19 protein-coding genes are annotated in these 17,816 nt (G+C 72.4%); 5 read left to right on the forward strand and 14 right to left on the reverse strand.

The genetic code is table 11. The annotated features are described in order from the left end of the window. Window positions 1-104: 104 nt before the first annotated feature. Window positions 105-1,373: an MDR family MFS transporter gene (locus ACIP5M_RS24355; RefSeq protein ID WP_401200476.1), complete on the forward strand. Its 1,269-nt coding sequence runs from the start codon at window positions 105-107 to the stop codon at window positions 1,371-1,373. Between the two features lie 205 nt (window positions 1,374-1,578). Here the strand turns inward: ACIP5M_RS24355 and ACIP5M_RS24360 are convergent, their stop codons facing one another. Together ACIP5M_RS24360 and mshA are read right to left on the reverse strand one after the other, a co-directional pair. Beyond that, entirely contained in the window at window positions 1,579-2,076 is a 498-nt protein-coding gene (locus ACIP5M_RS24360) for a YbjN domain-containing protein (protein ID WP_401200478.1), read from the reverse strand. Continuing rightward, complete coding sequence (gene mshA / locus ACIP5M_RS24365) at window positions 2,069-3,451, reverse strand: D-inositol-3-phosphate glycosyltransferase (RefSeq protein WP_401200481.1); 1,383 nt, start codon at window positions 3,449-3,451, stop codon at window positions 2,069-2,071. The genes ACIP5M_RS24360 and mshA overlap by 8 nt, the downstream gene beginning before the upstream one ends. Before the next feature lie 242 nt (window positions 3,452-3,693). Between mshA and ACIP5M_RS24370 the strand changes: the two genes are divergently transcribed. The 3 genes from ACIP5M_RS24370 (at window position 3,694) to ACIP5M_RS24380 (ending at window position 7,899) form a co-directional block, all read left to right on the forward strand. Beyond that, entirely contained in the window at window positions 3,694-4,515 is an 822-nt protein-coding gene (locus tag ACIP5M_RS24370; RefSeq protein WP_401200484.1) for a class I SAM-dependent methyltransferase, read from the forward strand. A gap of 305 nt (window positions 4,516-4,820) precedes the next feature. After that, entirely contained in the window at window positions 4,821-5,870 is a 1,050-nt protein-coding gene (locus ACIP5M_RS24375) for an NlpC/P60 family protein (protein ID WP_401200487.1), read from the forward strand. Window positions 5,871-6,456: 586 nt separating this feature from the next. Further along, window positions 6,457-7,899 carry a PP2C family protein-serine/threonine phosphatase gene (locus ACIP5M_RS24380; RefSeq protein ID WP_401200490.1) on the forward strand — a complete coding sequence of 481 codons (1,443 nt, stop codon included), beginning with the start codon at window positions 6,457-6,459 and terminating at the stop codon, window positions 7,897-7,899. Window positions 7,900-7,938: 39 nt separating this feature from the next. On the opposite strand, the gene ACIP5M_RS24385 is transcribed toward ACIP5M_RS24380, so the two are convergent. From ACIP5M_RS24385 to ACIP5M_RS24410, 6 genes are all read right to left on the reverse strand, one after another. Continuing rightward, complete coding sequence (locus tag ACIP5M_RS24385; RefSeq protein ID WP_401200492.1) at window positions 7,939-8,277, reverse strand: DUF2516 family protein; 339 nt, start codon at window positions 8,275-8,277, stop codon at window positions 7,939-7,941. A 90-nt stretch (window positions 8,278-8,367) separates the two neighbouring features. Continuing rightward, window positions 8,368-8,964: a hypothetical protein gene (locus ACIP5M_RS24390; RefSeq protein WP_401200494.1), complete on the reverse strand. Its 597-nt coding sequence runs from the start codon at window positions 8,962-8,964 to the stop codon at window positions 8,368-8,370. Between the two features lie 76 nt (window positions 8,965-9,040). Continuing rightward, window positions 9,041-9,472, reverse strand: a complete 432-nt coding sequence (locus tag ACIP5M_RS24395; protein WP_401200497.1) for a helix-turn-helix domain-containing protein — start codon at window positions 9,470-9,472, stop codon at window positions 9,041-9,043. Window positions 9,473-9,563: 91 nt separating this feature from the next. Next, window positions 9,564-10,373: a putative protein N(5)-glutamine methyltransferase gene (locus ACIP5M_RS24400; protein ID WP_401200499.1), complete on the reverse strand. Its 810-nt coding sequence runs from the start codon at window positions 10,371-10,373 to the stop codon at window positions 9,564-9,566. Window positions 10,374-10,416: 43 nt separating this feature from the next. Beyond that, a complete protein-coding gene (locus ACIP5M_RS24405; RefSeq protein ID WP_401200502.1) occupies window positions 10,417-11,661 on the reverse strand; it encodes a GNAT family N-acetyltransferase in 1,245 nt (414 codons plus the stop codon). 89 nt (window positions 11,662-11,750) lie between these two features. Then, on the reverse strand, window positions 11,751-12,326 hold the full coding sequence (locus ACIP5M_RS24410) for an AmfC protein (protein ID WP_401200505.1): 576 nt from the start codon (window positions 12,324-12,326) through the stop codon (window positions 11,751-11,753). 136 nt (window positions 12,327-12,462) lie between these two features. On the opposite strand from ACIP5M_RS24410, the gene dtd reads away from it, so the two are divergent. Further along, on the forward strand, window positions 12,463-12,888 hold the full coding sequence (gene dtd, locus ACIP5M_RS24415; protein ID WP_401200508.1) for a D-aminoacyl-tRNA deacylase: 426 nt from the start codon (window positions 12,463-12,465) through the stop codon (window positions 12,886-12,888). An 8-nt stretch (window positions 12,889-12,896) separates the two neighbouring features. Here dtd and ACIP5M_RS24420 read toward each other — a convergent pair whose 3' ends face one another. From ACIP5M_RS24420 to ACIP5M_RS24445, 6 genes are all read right to left on the reverse strand, one after another. Then, window positions 12,897-13,865, reverse strand: coding sequence for a YgfZ/GcvT domain-containing protein (locus tag ACIP5M_RS24420; RefSeq protein ID WP_401200511.1), 969 nt, complete (start codon window positions 13,863-13,865; stop codon window positions 12,897-12,899). Window positions 13,866-13,886: 21 nt separating this feature from the next. Continuing rightward, window positions 13,887-14,342 carry a Fur family transcriptional regulator gene (locus tag ACIP5M_RS24425; protein WP_401200514.1) on the reverse strand — a complete coding sequence of 152 codons (456 nt, stop codon included), beginning with the start codon at window positions 14,340-14,342 and terminating at the stop codon, window positions 13,887-13,889. Between the two features lie 73 nt (window positions 14,343-14,415). Then, on the reverse strand, window positions 14,416-14,988 hold the full coding sequence (locus tag ACIP5M_RS24430; RefSeq protein WP_401200516.1) for an FABP family protein: 573 nt from the start codon (window positions 14,986-14,988) through the stop codon (window positions 14,416-14,418). 258 nt (window positions 14,989-15,246) lie between these two features. Further along, a complete protein-coding gene (locus ACIP5M_RS24435; protein ID WP_401200518.1) occupies window positions 15,247-16,092 on the reverse strand; it encodes a hypothetical protein in 846 nt (281 codons plus the stop codon). After that, window positions 16,089-16,931, reverse strand: a complete 843-nt coding sequence (locus ACIP5M_RS24440) for a hypothetical protein (RefSeq protein ID WP_401200520.1) — start codon at window positions 16,929-16,931, stop codon at window positions 16,089-16,091. Before ACIP5M_RS24440 ends, ACIP5M_RS24435 begins: the two co-directional genes overlap by 4 nt. Continuing rightward, the gene (locus tag ACIP5M_RS24445) at window positions 16,928-17,773 is read right to left on the reverse strand and encodes a hypothetical protein (RefSeq protein ID WP_401200523.1); all 846 of its coding nucleotides are present in this window, start codon (window positions 17,771-17,773) and stop codon (window positions 16,928-16,930) included. Before ACIP5M_RS24445 ends, ACIP5M_RS24440 begins: the two co-directional genes overlap by 4 nt. Window positions 17,774-17,816 lie beyond the last annotated feature (43 nt).

Below are 17,816 nucleotides of genomic sequence, written 5' to 3' on the forward strand. Positions count from 1 at the left end.
CCCCTCCCGATTGACGCCGCGCGTCAATTGAGTGGCGCCGGAAAGCGCCCGCTCGTAATGTGCGGGGAGCTGAAGAGACACTTACGCGCCCGGGGGGATTCCTTATGTCCGTTGCCAGTGTGAGACGGGCCGCCCGGGAAAGCGTGTCGGGGCTGCCGCGCGCGTTCTGGTGGCTGTGGACGAGCACCCTCGTCAACCGGCTCGGGGCCTTCGTCGCCACCTTCCTGACCTTGTACCTGACGGTCGACCGGGGCTACTCGGCCTCCTTCGCGGGACTCGTGGTCGCCCTCCACGGGCTCGGCGGTGTGATCTCCTCGCTGGTCGCCGGGGTGATGACCGACCGGCTCGGGCGCCGGCCCACGCTGATGGCGGCTCAGGCCTCGACCGCCTTCTCCGTCGCGCTGCTCGGCTTCATGGAGCACCCGGCGACGATCGCGGCGGTCGCGCTGCTGGTCGGCATGACCTCCAACGCCTCGCGGCCCGCGGTGCAGGCGATGATGGCGGACATCGTCCGCCCCGAGGACCGGGTCCGGGCCTTCGCGCTCAACTACTGGGCGATCAACCTCGGCTTCGCCGTCTCGGCGACGGTCGCCGGGTTCGTGGCCCAGTACAGCTACCTGGCCGGTTTCCTGGGCGAGGCCGCGCTCACGCTGGTCTGCGCGGTGCTCGTGTACGTGAAGCTGCCCGAGTCCCGGCCCGAGAAGGGCGACGCCGCGCAGGTGGCCGCCGAGGCGGAGATCAGCCTGGGCACGGTGCTGCGCGACGGGCGCTACATGGGTGTGGTCGGGCTGTCGTTCCTGATATCGCTGATCTTCATGCAGGGCTCGTTCGGGCTGCCGCTGGCGATGGGCTCGGCGGGCTTCTCCACCGGCGACTACGGTCTGGTCATCGCCGTCAACGGGGTCCTGATCGTCCTGCTGCAGATCCCGGTCACCCGGTTCATCGAGCACCGCGACCCGCAGAAGCTGCTGGTGGTCTCGGCGCTGCTGGCGGGATACGGGTTCGGCCTCACGGCCTTCGGCGGCTCGATCGGGGTCCTCGCCCTGACGGTCTGCGTGTGGACTCTGGCCGAGATCATCAACTCGCCGACCCAGATGAGCCTGGTCGCCCGCCTGTCCCCGCTGCACGGGCGCGGCCGCTACCAGGGGATGTACACGATGTCGTGGGCGGTGGCCTCCCTGGTGGCCCCGCTGCTGGCGGGCGCGGTCATCGACCGGTTCGGCGCCGGCTGGCTGTGGGGCACGACGGCCCTCCTGGGCACGGCGGCGGGCACCGGCTACTGGCTCCTGATGCGGAACCTCCCCGAGTCCACGACGCGGACCCCGAAGCCCGCCACGACCACCCCTCCGCTCCCGGCGACGGCGGAGGCGTAGCGCCCCCCTGCCCCCGCACGGGATGGCCGAACACCACCGCTTCCGCCGGGGCCGGGCGTGTGCCGGGGCGCCCCCGCAGGGCGCCGAACACTGTCCCGCTCCACTCTCCGACCCGTTGCCACGTTCGGCGCCCGAGGAGGTGCCCCGGCGCGCGCCCGGCCCCGGCGGAACCGGCGCGCGCCCGGCCCCGGCGGAACCGGGCCGTTCAGGACGGGCGCGTCAGGTGCTTGAAGGCGTCCAGGTTCCGGGTCGACTCCCCCCGGGACACCCGCCACTCGTACTCCCGCCGGATCGCACCCGCGAAGCCCAGCTCCAGCAGCGTGTTGAACGCCCCGTCGGCCGCCTCCAGGACGGTGCCGAGCAGCCGGTCCAGATCGTCCGGCGTCACCACCGACAGCGGCAGCCGCGCCGTCAGGTAGACGTCGCCGAGCGGGTCCACCGCGTACGCCATCCCGTACAGCTTGAGGTTCCGCTCCAGCAGCCACCGGTGGACCCCGGCCTCGTTCTCGTCGGGGTGGCGGATCACGAACGCCTGGACCGACAGCGAGTGCCGGCCGACCCGGAGCGAGCAGGTGGTGCTCAGCTTGCGCGTGCCGGGCAGCTGGACGACGTACGAGCCCGGCTCGGGGCTCTCCCAGCTCAGTTCCGAGCCGGTCAGGACGCCCTCGATGATCGCGGCGGTGTCGGTGTCAGCGTCAGCCATGGTGGGAGCGTACGCGACGGCGATGATCATGCATGGCGGCGGTGTAGACGTCCGCCGTGCCGCTCGCGGCGGTGTCCCAGCCGAAGAACTGCGCGTGCCGCGCGGCCTCGGCCCCCATCCGGTCGGCGAGCCCGGGCTCGTCCACGAACCGCCGCAGCTCGCGCGCGTAGTCGGCCGGGTCGTGTCCCGGTACGAGGATTCCCGTGACCCGGTCGTTCACGGCGACGGGCAGCCCGCCGACCTCGGCGGCGAGCACGGGCGTACCGCTGGCCTGGGCCTCGATCGCGACGAGTCCGAAGGACTCGCTGTACGAGGGCATGACCAGCACGGACGCCGCCCGGAACCAGTCGGCCAGCCCGTCCTGCGCCACCGGCGGGTGGAAGTGCACGAGGTCGGCGATGCCGAGCTTCGCGGCGAGCTTCTGCAGCCCCTCCGGCTTGGCGAGGCCGCTTCCGCTGGGCCCGCCGACGACGGGCACGAAGAGGCGCCCGCGCAGCGAGGGGTCCTGGTCGACCAGGACGGCGACGGCGCGCAGCAGGATGTCGGGGGCCTTGAGGGGCTGGATCCGCCCGGCGAAGAGGGGGATGACGGCGTCCTGCGGCAGCCCGAGGCGGGCGCGTGCGGCGGCGCGGCCGTCGCCGACCGTGAAGCGGTCGAGGTTGACGCCGGGGTGGACGACGGCGACCTTGCCGGGGTCGGCCTCGTAGTGGCGGACGAGTTCGTCGGCTTCCTCGGCGGTGTTGGCGATGAGCCGGTCGGCGGCGGACACGATCTGGGTCTCGCCGATGACGCGGGCGGCCGGCTCGGGCGTGTCGCCCTCCGCGAGCGCGGCGTTCTTGACCTTGGCCATGGTGTGCATGGCGTGCACGAGCGGGACGCCCCAGCGCTCGGCGGCGAGCCAGCCGACGTGGCCGGAGAGCCAGTAGTGGGAGTGGACGAGGTCGTAGTAGCCGGGGCGGTGGCCGGCCCAGGCGCGCATCACGCCGTGGGTGAAGGCGCACAGCTGCGCCGGGAGCTCCTCCTTGGCGAGGCCTTCGTACGGGCCCGCGTCCACGTGCCGTACGAGGACCCCGGGGGCCAGCTCGACCACGGGAGGCAGCCCGCCGGTGGTGGCCCGGGTGAAGATCTCGACCTCGATGTTGATCGCGGCGAGGCGCTTGGCCAGCTCCACGATGTAGACGTTCATCCCCCCGGCGTCGCCGGTGCCGGGCTGGTGCAGCGGTGAGGTGTGCACGCTGAGCATGGCCACCCGGCGGGGCTTGCGGTGGTGGCCCACGGCCGGCAGGCGCAGCCGCGGCGGCTCGTGCCGGGTGGCGCGGGCGGCGGCGAGCCGGCCGCTGATGCTGCCGCCGAGGCGGGACACGTACTGGCTCAAGGGAGCAGTTCCTCTCGCTCGGACAAGCCGCTCGGACAGGGGCGCTGAGTGGGCGCGCCGTCGGGACGCCGGAACACCGTGGGCGGCGCGCGGACGCACGTACGGCATGCCGACAGGAGCGCGGTCGGCGCCCTGCAAGGAGTGCAACCCGGACGGCCGTCCCCCGCATTCCGGGGTGGCCGGTTTTCTCCTCGGTTTGCCGGATTTTTATCCGGGGCGCGCCCTCCGCTTACCCTCGGCTCATGGCCTCCCGCACCACCCCGACCCCGAGCCGCGCCTCCGTGCGCCCTGTGGGCTCGGTGACGCGCGGGACGACGAATCCGAACCGCCTGCGCCGCATGGACCGCTGGATCGCCGCCGCGCACGGGGCCGCGCTGCGGCGCGCGCAGGCACCGGTCGCGGTCGACCTGGGCTACGGGGCGGCCCCGTGGACGGCGGTCGAGCTGCTGGCGCGGCTGCGCGAGGCGGCTCCCCGGGTGCGGGTGGTCGGCATCGAGATCGAGCCGGCGCGGGTCGCGGGAGCGAAGCCGTACGAGTGCGACGGGCTGAGCTTCCGGCACGGCGGCTTCGAGGTGCCCCTGGAGGACGGCGTCCGGCCTGCGCTGATCCGCGCGGCGAACGTACTGCGCCAGTACGACGAGGAGCAGGTCGCGGAGGTGTGGGCGCGGCTGTGCGCGCGGCTGGCCCCGGACGGGCTGCTGGTGGAGGGGACCTGCGACGAGATCGGGCGGCGCCACGTGTGGGTGGCCCTGGGGCCGGAGGGCCCGCGCACGGTGACCTTCGCGACCCGGCTGGGCTCCCTGGAGCGGCCCTCGGACCTGGCGGAGCGGCTGCCGAAGGCGCTGATCCACCGCAACGTGCCGGGCGAGCCGGTGCACGCCTTCCTGCGGGACTTCGACCGCGCGTGGGCGGCCGCGGCGCCGTACGCCTCGTACGGGGCGCGGCAGCGCTGGATCCGCACGGCGCGGGCCCTGTCTGGCGACTGGCCGCTGGCGGACGGGCCGGGGCGGTGGCGGCAGGGGGAACTGACGGTGCGCTGGGAGGCGTTGCGCCCGTCGGGGTGAACGGGGCGCGGCGGGGAACCGGTTACGGGGGCGGCCCGTTGAGTCGTCAGGGGTGGGGCGGCGGGGGCCGGTGGGCTTCCTGGCGGGTGATCCGGTGGCGTCCGATGGGGCGGACAAGATCGGCAGAACATCCACAAGGGTGTCGGAATTCATCGACTCGTGGCACCATCCCGGAGGCGGAGACAAGTTACTGATGAATAGTCAGATCTGATGCAGAGTGCAGGGTCTGGCTGGGGAGGGCTGGGGGAACCATGGGGGCCGAGAGGCGACGGCGGGGTGCAAGTGCTCTCGTACTGCTGTGCGCGATGGCGATACTGACGGCACCCGGCCTTGCGACGGGCATCGCGCACGCGGCGCCGGGGGCGCCGGCGGCACCGGGCGCGCCTGCCGCGCCCGCCGCACCCGCGCCGGAGCCGGGCGCCAAGTCCCTGGAGCAGGTCCGCAAGGAGATAGAGGACCTCTACCGCCAGGCGGGCGCCGCCACCGACGCCTACAACCTCGCCGAGGCCGAGACGAAGGCCCAGTCGGAGAAGATCGTCGAGATCGCCAAGCTGATCGTCGCCGGCCAGGAGCGGATCACCGCCCTGAAGAGCCGGGCGGGCGCCGCCGCGCGCGCCCAGTACCGCTCGGGCGGACTGCCGGCGGGCGCCCAGCTGGCGCTGAGCGAGGATCCGGGCCGGTTCCTCGACGGGGCCGGCCGGTTGCGGCAGGGCGAGAAGGCCGCCTCGGACCTGCTGACCGAACTGGACCGCACCCAGAACGACTTGAAGCGGTACGCGCAGGACGCGAGCGCCCACTGGGCGACGCTGGAGGCCAATCGCGTCAAGCAGGAGGACGCGAAGAAGCAGATCGAGCAGAAGATCAAGACCGCGGAGGAGCTGGAGAACAAGCTGGAGGCCGAGGAGAAGGCCAGGCTGATCCAGCTGGAGCAGGAAGCGCAGTACAAGGCGCAGACGGCGTGGCTGTCGACGGGCGCGATGAAGGACGTCAACGGCACGGCGACGGCCGCCGGGAAGCGGGCCGTGCAGTACGCCACCGCGCAGATCGGCAAGCCGTACGTGTGGGGCGCCGCAGGCCCGGGGGCGTTCGACTGCTCCGGCCTGACCTCCCAGGCGTGGCTGGCGGCGGGTCGGCCCATCCCGCGCACGTCGCAGGAGCAGCTGCGGCTGCTGCCGAAGGTGGCGCTCAAGGACATGCGTCCGGGCGATCTGATCATCTACTTCGACGACGCGAGCCACGTCGGGATGTACGTGGGCGACGGCGCGATGGTCCACGCGCCGCGGCCGGGCCGGAACGTGACGATGGCGGGCGCGGGCTCGATGCCGATCAAGGCGGTGGTCCGCCCCGACGCGTAACCCCTGCGGGGTGGCCCCACCGTCCCCGTCGGGCTGCGCCGCTTCGGGGCGCCCCCGGGCGCGGGGGTGTCACGCCTTCGGGCTGCGCCGCTCGGGGTGGCTCCTCCGGGCCGGGGGCGCCGCGTGCCGTGGGGCGGCGCCGCTCGGGGTGCTTCCCGCGGCTGGGGATGCCCTTTGCCTTGCAGGGCCGGGGGTGCGGGTGCCTCGTGGGCGGGGGTGCGGGTTCAGGTGCGGCGCCGCTGCCGGGGCTCCGCCCCGGACCCCGCGCCTCAAACGCCGGCGAGGCTGAAGTCCTGGCGCGGAGCGCAGTTCCAGCCTGCCCCGCCCGCGCTTGAGGGCACGGGGGCAATTACAGCCCGCCCGGCGTTTGAGGGCGCGGGCGCGGAGCGGCCGTACGGGGGCGGGGTGCGGCCCGGGGGCGTGGGCCGGAGGGCACAGTCAGCCCCGCCGGCGATTGAGGCGCCGGGGAGGCGGAGGGTATGGGCGCCGGAGGCAACCAAAGGGGGGTGGCGGGCGTCTCGGTAGGCGGGACGGGAGTCGACCCCGCCGTGACGTTGGTCATCAGTAAGGCCGATTTTCCCCCGCGATGAGGGCATATGACGGAGGCCATGGCCCGGAACACCATTCCGCTTCCCGGTCCCGGACCGCTAGGGTCGCCCGGACGAGCGCACCCTCGGGGGGAGGGAAGGAACCGGAGACGATGCCCGTACCCGTACCGCGGCAGAGGGACACCCCGGCCACGGAGAGCGGTGAGGCCGTTCTGTACCCCGCCGCACCGCCTGCCACCGCACCGCCGACCTCGCCCACCCCGCCCCACACGACCCCGCTGACCCTCCTGGTCATCGAGGACGACCCCGCGGGGGGTCTGACCGTCCCCGAGATCCTCGACACCGACGGCCACCGCATCCGGCTCCGCACCGCCCGCAACCTCACCGAGGCCGAGCGGCTGCTCACCCCCGACGTGCACTGCATCCTGCTCGACCTGTCCCTCCCGGACACGAGCCCCCGTACGGCCACCGCCGCAACGCCCGCCGCCGCCACGGCCACCTCCGTGGACCAGCTCGCCAACCTCCACCAGGTCCTCCGGATCGCCCCGCGCCACGCCGTCCTCGTCCTGACCGCCGAGGCCGACGCCGAGCGCGCCGCCGAGGCCGTCCGGGTCGGCGCGCAGGACTTCCTCTTCCGCGACGAGCTGGACGGCCGCCTCCTCAGCCGCGCCATCCGCTACGCCGTGGAGAGAAAACGGGCCGACATCGCCCAGTACAAGCTTGCAGAATCGAAACTGCGGGCCCAGGAGAACGCCCGCCTGGAACGCGGACTGCTCCCCAACCCGCTCCTGGAGGGCTCCGACCTCCGCTTCGCCGCCCGCTACCGCCCCGGCCGCAGCCGGGCCCTGCTCGGCGGCGATTTCTACGACACCGTCCGCACCCCCGACGGCACCGTCCACGCCATGATCGGCGACGTCTGCGGTCACGGCCCCGACGAAGCCGCACTCGGCGTCGAGCTCCGCATCGCCTGGCGCGCCCTGACCCTGGCCGGCCTGTGCGGTGACGATCTGCTGTCCACGCTCCAGGAGGTCCTGGAGGTCGAGCGCCCCTGCGACGAGATCTTCGCGACGCTGTGCACGGTCGACATCTCCCCCGACGGCCGCCGCGCCGGGCTGTGCCTGGCCGGCCACCCGGCGCCGCTGATCTCCCGGCCGGGCCGCCCCGCGCAGCTGCTCCCGTACGAGAACAGCGGTCCGGCGCTCGGCCTGCTGCCCCGGGCCCGCTGGCCCCGCCGCCAGGTCGAGCTGGGCGGTACGTGGAGCCTGATGCTCTACACGGACGGCCTGATCGAGGGCCGGATCGGCGAGGGCAGGGAACGCCTCGGACAGGACGGCATGGTGGAGATGATCAACCGCCACCTCGACCGCGGCCTGAGCGGCGAGGGCCTGCTGGAGGCCTCCGTCACCGAGGCCCGCCGCCTCAACGGCGGCGAGCTCACGGACGACGTGGCCGTGGTCCTGCTCTCACGCTCCGAGGGCTGACTCGGAGGCTGGGCTCGGCTGGGCGGCGGAGGGACCGGGTCAGCGTCCGCCGTTGTACGGGCCGTACGGACCGTCGCTGCTGCTGCCACCGCGGCGCCGGCCGCCGCCCGTGACCTGCTTGAGGGCGGGGCGCACGTCGACGAAGAACACGATGGTCGCGACCAGGCCGGCGATCTGCAGGAAGAGCATGCCCAGGAAGGCGTCGACCAGGACGGTGATGCCGAGGATGACCAGCCAGAAGGTCTTGGTCTGCTTCTCGGCCGCCCGGTACGCGTCCTCGCGCGCCACCACCGCGAAGACGAAGGCCACGACGGCGAGCGCCAGCATGGCGAACCCGAGCAACGGGAGCACCCCGTTATCGAACCCGTTCATCAGCATCGCTTCGACCGCCTTCTCATCTGCCGGTTTTGTTCCACGCTACCGGGCCGGACCCCCAAAGGGTGCCCGGCCCGGCGGTGCTCATGCGGTTCAGCTCTCGTCGCCCGGCGTGGCGGCGACCTTCTTGGCGGGGCTCTTGCGCGCGGTGGTCTTCCTGGAGGCGGGCTTCTCCTCGGCACCGGCCTCGGAGTCGGCGGCGGCGACCCCGGCCTCGGATTCCGTCTTCGGCTCCGTCTCCGACTTGGGCTCGACCGCGACGGCGATCTCGACGATCTCCTCGGAGACCTCGCCGCGCCAGGCCCGCACGGCCTGCTCGCCGTGCTCGGCGACCTTGTCGTAGGTCTCCTTGGCGCGGACCGCGTACTCCGCGGCCACACCGACGCCGCGCAGCGCCAGGTCCTGCGCGGTCTCCCCGAGCTTCTTCGGGTCGATCGCGCCGAGCACCTCGGCAACCTTGGCGCTGACCGCCTCCTGCGCCTCCCTGGCCGCTTCCCTCGCCTTCTCCTGCACGACCTTCGGGTCGGTGTTCTTCACGGCCTCGATGCGCGCGGGGGCCTCGGCGCGCAGCTGCTCGATGAGCCCGGGCACCTTCTTGGCCTGCTGCACGGCCAGGTCGGCGGTGCCGGCGGCGAAGTAGAGCGGAGTGGGGTCGGTGAGGGTCTTCTTCAGGTCATCGGCGATGGCCATGTGCTGGTCCTCCCGGATCAAGTTCGTTTCGTCGTCTTCGGCGGCGTGTCGTCGGCGGGCGTGCCGGGTGCCGCGGTCACGCAGGTACGTCGGGTACCTCAGGTACGTCGGGTACCTCAGGTATGACGGGTATGACGGCCACGTCAGCTGCCTCAGGTGCGTCGAGTGCGTTCTCCTTGCGGAACGACTCGTAGATCTGGAGCAGCACCTGCTTCTGCCGCTCGTTGATGGACGGGTCGGCGAGGATGACGGCCCGCGTCTCCACCTCGTCCCGGTCCCGCTCATCCAGGATCCCGGCCTGCACGTACAGCGTCTCCGCGGAGATCCGCAGCGCCTTGGCCAGCTGCTGGAGGATGTCCGCGCTCGGCTTGCGCAGCCCGCGCTCGATCTGGCTCAGGTACGGATTCGACACCCCCGCCGCGTCGGCCAGCTGCCGCAGCGAGAGCTGGGCCTGCCGACGCTGCTCACGGAGGTACTCGCCGAGATTTCCGACGTTGAGCGATGCCATGACCCCATCCTGCCGGACCCCGCTAACTATTGCAAGCATCTGCTTGCAGCATCTCCCACCCGGGAGCGACGCCCGACTCCGGCAGCCGGGCCTACGAGCCCGCCGCGATCACCACCGTCGCGCAGAACTCCTCCGAGGTGGCCACCCGGGTCTCCAGGCCCCCCGCGTTCAGGGCCGCGGCCGTCGACGGGCACTGGCGGGCACTCGTCTCGATCAGCAGGTGTCCGCCCGGGGCCAGCCAGGGCAGGGCGCCCGCCGCGACCCGGCGGTGGAGGTCCAGCCCGTCCGGGCCGCCGTCCAGCGAGACGAGCGGCTCGTGGTCCCGGGCCTCCGACGGCATGAAGCCGATCTCCTCCGTCGGGACGTACGGGGCGTTGACCACCAGCACGTCCACCCGGCCCCGCAGGGAGTCGGGCAGCGGCCCGTACAGGTCGCCCTCCCACACGCTGCCGCCGTACGGGGCCACGTTGCGCCGCGCGTACACCAGCGCCGCCGGGTCGATGTCCGCCGCGTGCAGCTCCACCCCGCCCGCCACCCCCGCCGCAACCGCCGCGCCCAGGGCGCCGACCCCGCAGCACAGGTCCAGTACGACCGCCCCCGGCGGGGCCAGTGCCACCGCCTCCCGCACCAGGAACTCCGTACGCCGACGGGGTACGAAGGCCCCGGCTCCCACTTCCATGCGCAGTCCGCAGAACTCGGCCCAGCCCACCACGTGTTCCAGCGGCTCACCGCCGGCCCGGCGGGCCGCAAGTTCCGCCAGGTGGCCGTCGTCGCGCGCGGCCGCGGCGAGGAGTTCCGCCTCCTCCTCCGCGAAGACGCAGCCCGCGGCGCGCAGTTGCGCCGCGAGTGCGGCCAGGGTCGCCGTACGCGTCGTGGGCGTCGGATCGGCCGGAGTCGTCAAAAATCTCAGTCCTCGGTTCGGGAGGGGAGGAAACGGAAGGTCATCAGAACACGTCCGGGCACCACGGCCTGCGCGCGGTACGGAACACCGCGTCGGCCAGCGCGACCGCCCCCGGCCGCTCCTCCGCCACCCGGCCCAGCGCGGCCAGCCGCACCGCCGACTCGTCGCCGAGGTACACGGCGCCCAGCGCCGACACGTCCAGCCGCAGGTCGGCGGGCTCCTGCGTCCGCGCGCACGTGCCGCTTCCCGCGTCCAGCCGGTAGCGGCCGTCCGCCAGGCCCGCCGCGTCGGTCACCTCCAGCACGAGCACCCCGGGAACGGCGTACGTCCGCGCCCCCAAGGCCCGTACGACGTCCAGCAGCCGCACCCACAGGAAGTCCGCGGCGGCCAGCGGCCTGGCGGCCCGCGGGTCCGGGAGCAGCTGCGTGACGAGGTCGTCGGGGGCCCGGAAACCGGTGCGCACCTTCAGCACCCAGTCGATGGAGCACAGGAACCGCCACAGGGCGCCCTGCGCCTCGGGGGTGACCGCGATCAGGTCCTTGACCTGCACGGTGTTCAGCGGGAGCTTCGCGTCCGTCCAGTGGTCGTCGGAGACGTAGGTGGCCAGGCCGGCCACCTCGCCCGCCGCCGTCCGGTAGACGGCGTTGAACTTCTCCTTGTACGGACGGTGCGACATCTCCTCGAGGCCGGTCGTGAGGTTCCACCAGCGCTCGTCCCGGTTCACCGCCCCGTGGGTGACCGCCCGCAGCCGCTCGTGCAGCTCCGGGCCCACCCGGCGCACCTCGGCCACGTCCACCAGATCGATCCGCCCGCCGTCCACGGGCCCCGGCCGGCGCCGGTCCAGTCCGGTGCGCGGTACGTCGATCTCCCATTCCGAGACCGAGGCGGCGGGCCCGTACCCGTAGCGCCCGTAGATCGGGTACTCGGCGGAGATCAGCGTCGACAGCACGTCGCCGCGCGCCTGCGCCGCGGCGAGCTCGGCGGCCATCATCCGGGTCAGCAGGCCCTGGCGACGGTGGGTGGGCAGCACCGTGACGTTCGAGACGGCACTGGAGGGAACGGCCGCCCCGCCGGGCACGGTCAGCTCCTGCGGGAAGGAACGGAACGTCGCCACGCAGCGGCCGGTGTCGGAGTCGAAGGCACCCTGGAGGCGGGCGAGATCGCTGTACTTGGCCCGCTGGGCCACATCGGATGCGGTGGCCCGGCCCGGGGTCAGGAAGCCCGCGTTCAGGGATTCCAGCCACTCGGGGAGTTCGGATTCGGCGATCGGCCGGACGTCAGCACTCATAACGGGCCACGCTAATCGCCGGGTCCGGCCGAGTCCCGCGATTTTCGCCGCCGCAGGTGGCAGCGGGAAGTGGGACGGGACGGGGCTCCTCAGGCCAGCAGGTCGTCCACCTGCGCCTCGCCCTCCCGGTACCGCCGGGTGATCTCCGCGGTGCACTCGTCCACCGTGCGCTGCAACTGCTGCCGGCGCCGCGAGACCTGCTGCTCGTACCGGGTCAGCCGGCCCAGCCCGTCGTACAGTTCCGCGTCCGTGCGGGCGTCGAGGTCCGAGAGCTCCACGTCGGCCAGCATCTCCGCCGCCAGCAGCCGGTACTCCTCCCCGTGCGGGGTCCCGAGCGTGACGTGCCGGGCGGAGGCGCTCCTGCTGGAGGGCGCGTCGGCCAGGATCTCGGAGAGCCGGTCCACCACCGGCGCCTCCGGGTCGGTCCGCCGGGCGAGCTCGGCCCGCAGGATGTCGATGCGGCCCTGGAGCAGCCGGCGCACATAGCTCAGGTCGGCCTCGTCGCGCTGTGCGTCCCGGCGCAGCGCGCGCAGCTCGGGCAGCCCGAGGGTCCCGGCCGGCGGCGGCGTCCCCGGGGCGTCGGCGGTGCGCTGCGCGGGCGGTCGAACCGCGGCAGCTGCCATGGAAGCGGGCGAAGCAGGTACGGAGGTACCAGAAGTATTCATACGAACGAGTCCGTCCCCTCGACCGGTGCGGCGCAACCGCACCGCCTGCGTGCATCGTGCCACTGTCCGTGGTCCCGATGCAGTCTCACTCCACCCGATCGGCCCCGGACGGGTGCAGTCCTGGTACACAGGTGGTATGCGAGCAGTGGTGCAGAGGGTGGACGGCGCGAGCGTCGCCGTGGACGGCGAGACCGTGGGCGAGATCGTCGGCGAGGGACTGTGCGTGCTGGTGGGGGTGACCCACGACGACACACCGGAGAAGGCGGCGCTGCTGGCGCGCAAACTGTGGTCCGTGCGGATCCTGGAGGGCGAGAAGTCCTGCAGCGACACCGGTGCGCCGCTGTTGGTGATCTCCCAGTTCACGCTGTACGGGGACGCCCGCAAGGGCCGCCGGCCCACATGGAACGCGGCCGCGGGCGGGGCGGTCGCCGAGCCGCTGGTCGACGAGGTCGTGGCGCAGCTGCGCGAGCTGGGCGCGACGGTGGAGACGGGCCGGTTCGGCGCGGACATGCGGGTCTCGCTGACCAACCACGGCCCGTTCACCATCGTCATCGACATGTAGCCCGCCGGCTACGGGGCCACGACGACCTCCTGCGCGGCGGCCGTGTTCCCGGCCAGCAGCGGGGCGTCGACCGGGACGTTCCGCTTGACCAGCGCGAGGGCGATCGGGCCCAGTTCGTGGTGGCGTACGGCGGTGGTGACGAAGCCCAGCTGGCGGCCCTCCTCCCCGTCGGCGGCGAGCCGGACCGGGGCGCCGTGCGCCGGGAGGACCACGTCGGAGCCGTCCAGGTGCAGGAAGACCAGGCGGCGCGGGGGCTTGCCCAGGTTGTGGACGCGGGCCACGGTCTCCTGGCCCCGGTAGCAGCCCTTCTGGAGGTGGACGGCGGTGCCGAGCCAGCCCAGTTCGTGCGGGATGGTGCGGTGGTCGGTCTCCAGGCCGAGCCGCGGCCGGTGCGCCTCGACGCGCAGGGCCTCGTAGGCGAGCAGGCCGGCGGCCGGGCCGTGCGCGGCGGCGAAGGCCTCCAGTTCGGCGCGGGGCAGGAAGACGTCGCGGCCGTACGCGGTCTCCCGTACGACCAGCTCCTTGGCGACCTCGGCGATGGACCCGGCCGGCAGGTGCACGACCGCGAACTCCTCGGTGCGGTCGGCGACTTCGACCCGGTAGAAGAACTTCATCGACTCCAGGTAGGCGATCAACTCGCCCTGGGTGCCCGGCTCCACGTGCGCCCACGTGGTCTCGCCGTCGTCGACGAGGTAGAGCGCGTGCTCGATGTGGCCGTTCGCGGAGAGGATCAGCGCCTCGGTGGCCTGCCCGGGCGGCAGCTCGGTGACGTGCTGGGTGAGCAGCAGGTGCAGCCAGCTCAGCCGCTCCGGTCCGGTGACGGTGACGACTCCGCGGTGCGAGAGGTCGACGAAGCCGCGGCCGTCCGCGAGGGCGCGCTGTTCGCCGTACAGCTCTCCGTAGTGGGCGGCGACGCCCTCGTCACGGCCTTCGGCCTGCACGGCGCCGGGAAGATGGAGCAAAGGGCTGCTGGTCATGCCGCCAAGCCTACGACCCCGCTAGCCGGTGGCGTCAGCGTGCTTCGCGGCGCACTTCTTGCACAGCCCGAAGATCGCGAAGTGCTTCATGTCGGTCTCGAAGCCGAAGGTGGTACGGAGCTTCGCGGTGAACTCGGCGGCGATGTCCATGTCCGCCTCGATCACATCGGCGCAGTCGCGGCACACCAGGTGGATGTGGTGGTGCCGGTCGGCGAGGTGGTAGGTGGGGGCGCCGTGCCCGAGGTGGGCGTGCGAGACGAGCTTCAGCTCCTCCAGCAGCTCCAGCGTGCGGTAGACGGTGGAGATGTTGACGCCGGAGGCGGTCTTGCGGACTTCGGCGAGGATCTCGTCGGGGGTCGCGTGCTCCAAGGCGTCGACCGCTTCCAGCACGAGCTGGCGCTGCGGTGTCAGCCGGTATCCGCGCTGGCGCAGGTCGCTCTTCCAGTCCGCGGTTTCGCTGTCCTCGGTGCTCGCCACCCGGCCAGTGTACGGGCGGACGCGGGGTCACGGGCATGCCCGTGACCCCCCGTACCGGCTCGACGTCCTGGGGTCAGCGGAAGAAGGCGATGCCGTCGTCCGGCATGTCCGGAAGGTTGCGCGCCATCTCGGCGACCTCCTCCGGCGTGACGACCTTCTTCAGCTGGGCCGACATGTACGGGCGCAGCTCGACCTCAGGGGTGGCCTTCTCGCCGACCCACATCAGGTCGCTCTTGACGTAGCCGTAGAGCCGCTTGCCGCCGCTGTACGGGCCGGAGGCCCCGGTGCGGGCGACCGCGTCGGTGACCAGGTCGATCTGGGGCTTCTGGTCGGCGAGCTCCCCGTACCAGACCTCGACGACGCCCTGGTCGCGGACCATGACGATCTCGACGTTGCGGTCCTTGTCGATGCGCCAGTAGCCCGACTCGGATTCGAGCGGCCGCACCTTGTTGCCCTCGCTGTCGAGGACCCAGGTGCGGGAGGTGTACTCCAGGAAGTCCCGGCCGTCGTGGCTGAAGACGACCTCCTGGCCGAAGTTGCACTTCTCCTCACCCGGGAAGTCGAAGACGCCCGCGCCCTCCCAGTTTCCGAGGAGGAAGGCGAGGGGGACGAGGCCCGGGTTCAGGTCGGACGGGATCTGGATCATGTGTGGCTGCTCAGGCGATCTGTGGGGAGGGGTTCCGGGCGGTCGGCTGGGAGGATGCTCAGCGCTGACCCTGGTACAGCTTCTTGACGGCCAGGCCGGTGAAGGCGAGGACGCCGACGCAGACCAGGACCAGCAGGGAGGTGAAGACTGCCTCAAGCACGGGGTGCTCCTCGGATGTGTTCTGGGCGGTACGGGGCCGGTCCCCAAGCCTACTGGCCCGGCGACCGGCGCACTCTGTGAGGTCTGCCGTACCGCCGGTCAGCCGAGCAGCTGGCTCTGCAGGATCACGGCCTGGTGGAACGGGATGACGGGCGTGCCGCCCTTGCGGGACTGGATGATCACGGCCTCCACATCGCCCGCCTGGAGGCAGCCGAGGCGGGTCTGCTCGTCGCCGAACGGCTTGGGCTCTTCGTAGAGACTGGCGCCGCTGCTGCGGTCGCCCTGAAGCGCTTTGGTCTGGCTCCAGACGAGGTCGACCGAGAGGGAGGCGCCCCCGGTCAGGCGGGTACCGGTGTTGCAGCCGCCGAAGGTGTCGGCGAAGCCGGAGGAGTGGAAGCGCAGCAGGTAGACGTGGGTCCGGGTGCCGTCGGGCATGGTCCAGCCCGTACCGACGATCTTGCGGACCCCCTCCCAGTCGAGGGACTCCTTCAGCTTCGGCCGGCTCTCGGCCGCGTACTCCTCCAGGAACGCGTCGGTCGTCACCACCCCGTCCTTGTCGGCCTTGACCCCCTCGTCGGGCGTGGCGCCCTCCGGGGCCTTGAGGAGGAGACCGCGCAGGTCCGCGTAGTGCGTGCCGTCCTTGTTGTCCGCGCCCTTGGGAAGCGGGGCTCCCGCGGGCAGCTCGGGCGCGGCCTGCACGGGGTAGGTCCACCGTCCGTCGGGCAGGGTCGACAGGCCGGGGAGCTTCGTCCGTTCCGGCTGCATGACCCCGTAGGCGGTTCCGGCGCCCGCCGCGGCGAAGACGAGGACGGCGGCCGTCCAGCGCAGTGCGGCGAACAGCTTGCGGCTGTCCTTCGCCGCCGGAGCGGGTGCCGGGGACTGCGCCTCCTGCGGTGCGTCCAGCTCGATGGCGGATACCGCGCCGGTGGTGTTCTGCTCGGTCACACGGACTCCCCGGGGGACTTCAGGTGGTTCAGCTGCTTCTTGAACAGGTCGACCGAGGCGTCCACGGGGATGTGGTACCCGTACGTCCGGAACGTCACCAGGACGTCCCCCTCGACGGCCACGCAGTCGAGGGAGTCGAGCTTCGACTTCTCGTCCTTGTTCTCCCGTGCGTCCGCTACGTCGGACAGCACGCACTTGGCCTGCGGGAACCCGTCCACGGCGGGCGCCTGCCGCTTGCCGCCGATCTTCTGCAACAGGTCGAGGAGCTTCTTGTCGACTTCCGAAAGGGCTGCGACGGCCTGCGGATCGGCCTGGATCAGCTCGATCTCGGTGACCGCCCGGTCGGGGTTCGTGTAGAAGCTGCGGCCGGCCAGGCCCTTGAGCTTCAGCCCGGCCAGCGCCTTGTCCCGTTCGGCGCGCTCCTCACCGGACAGGCCCGAGCGTGCGTCCTTCATCGTCTGCAGGGCCCGTTCGCCCGACACGTAGAAGTCGTTGCCTTCGCCGTCCACGTCCGGGCCCGGCAGGTAGCGGGATTCCATCGGGAGCAGCTTCGCGACGAGGGGGTTGGGCGGCACCGTCGGGACCGGCTTCGACTCGTCCATCGGAGCGGGACCGGCCGGGAGCCAGTACCGCGTCGCGGAGGTCCGGTCGGCCGCGTCGAGCGCGGCCGCCGTCCAGAGGCCACCGCCGACCAGAACCGCCAGGCCGAGGCCCGCGGCGACCAGGGTCGTCGTCTTCCGGTTCATCCTGAGGTTCGTCTCGCGCGGCGCCCGGAGGGAGGCGAGGAGCTCCTGGCCGAGGTCCGGGTCGGTCCTGACCTCGTTCGTCCGTTCGCTCACAGCCGCTCCAACTGTCGCTTGGCGAGTTCGGTGATCTCCCGCTCGGAAAGGTCACCGCGGTTGTTGGCGATCACGACGTCCATGACGATGTTCCCTCGCCGGATGACGGCACGGCCCTGGCGCAGGGGGTGGTAGCCGGCCTTCTCCTTCATGTCGGAGAGCCAGGCGTGCCCGAAGTCGGCCGGCACGCCGGGCAGGCTGTAGCCGCTGTTGCCCGCGTGCTTCTCCTCGGACATGTAGTCCAGGGGGGCGCTCCCGTACTTCTCGGCCCCGGAGCGGTCCCGGAACTGCAGCAGCCGGATGTCCACGAACTCGTGTTCGCCGTCCTGCCAGTGCGCGGTGGCGATCCGCCGCACTCCGTGGCCGACCAGGTTGGGGAAGCCCCTGTTCGGCTCCTCGTAGTAGCGCGCCGCGAACTCGTCCGGCGACTCGTACCCGGACTCCACGTCCTTCGCCCCGCCCGGTGCCGGAAGGAGCTTTTCCAGCAGGTCCTCGTCCGACTTGTCCCAGCGGTTCGCGTTGATCGAACGGTCGCTGGTCGCGTCGTTCGCGGCGACCGGCGTCGGGCTCGCCGGCTTCTGCCGGGCCAGCGGCGGCAGCGGGGTCGGCTCGCGGTGGTACTGGACCGCGTAGCCGGTGACCGTGCCGGCGAGGACTCCCAGCACCGCCGCGCCCGCGATCAGGAGCGTCGTACGGCTCCGGCGGCGGGGTGCGGCATCGGAGGCGGGAGCGGCGTCGGCGTCGGGCGCCGTTCCGGCTTCCGGAGGCAGGTTCAGGGTGTCCGGTTCCGGCGCGGTCTCCCCCTCTTTCCGCTGCTCGGGAAGGGTTTGTTCGTGTTCCAAAAGAGTCCCCCACAGGACTGGAGGCACGGACTGGCTTGCCCGC

This window comes from Streptomyces sp. NPDC088762 (genome assembly GCF_044750905.1).
Taxonomy (GTDB): domain Bacteria; phylum Actinomycetota; class Actinomycetes; order Streptomycetales; family Streptomycetaceae; genus Streptomyces.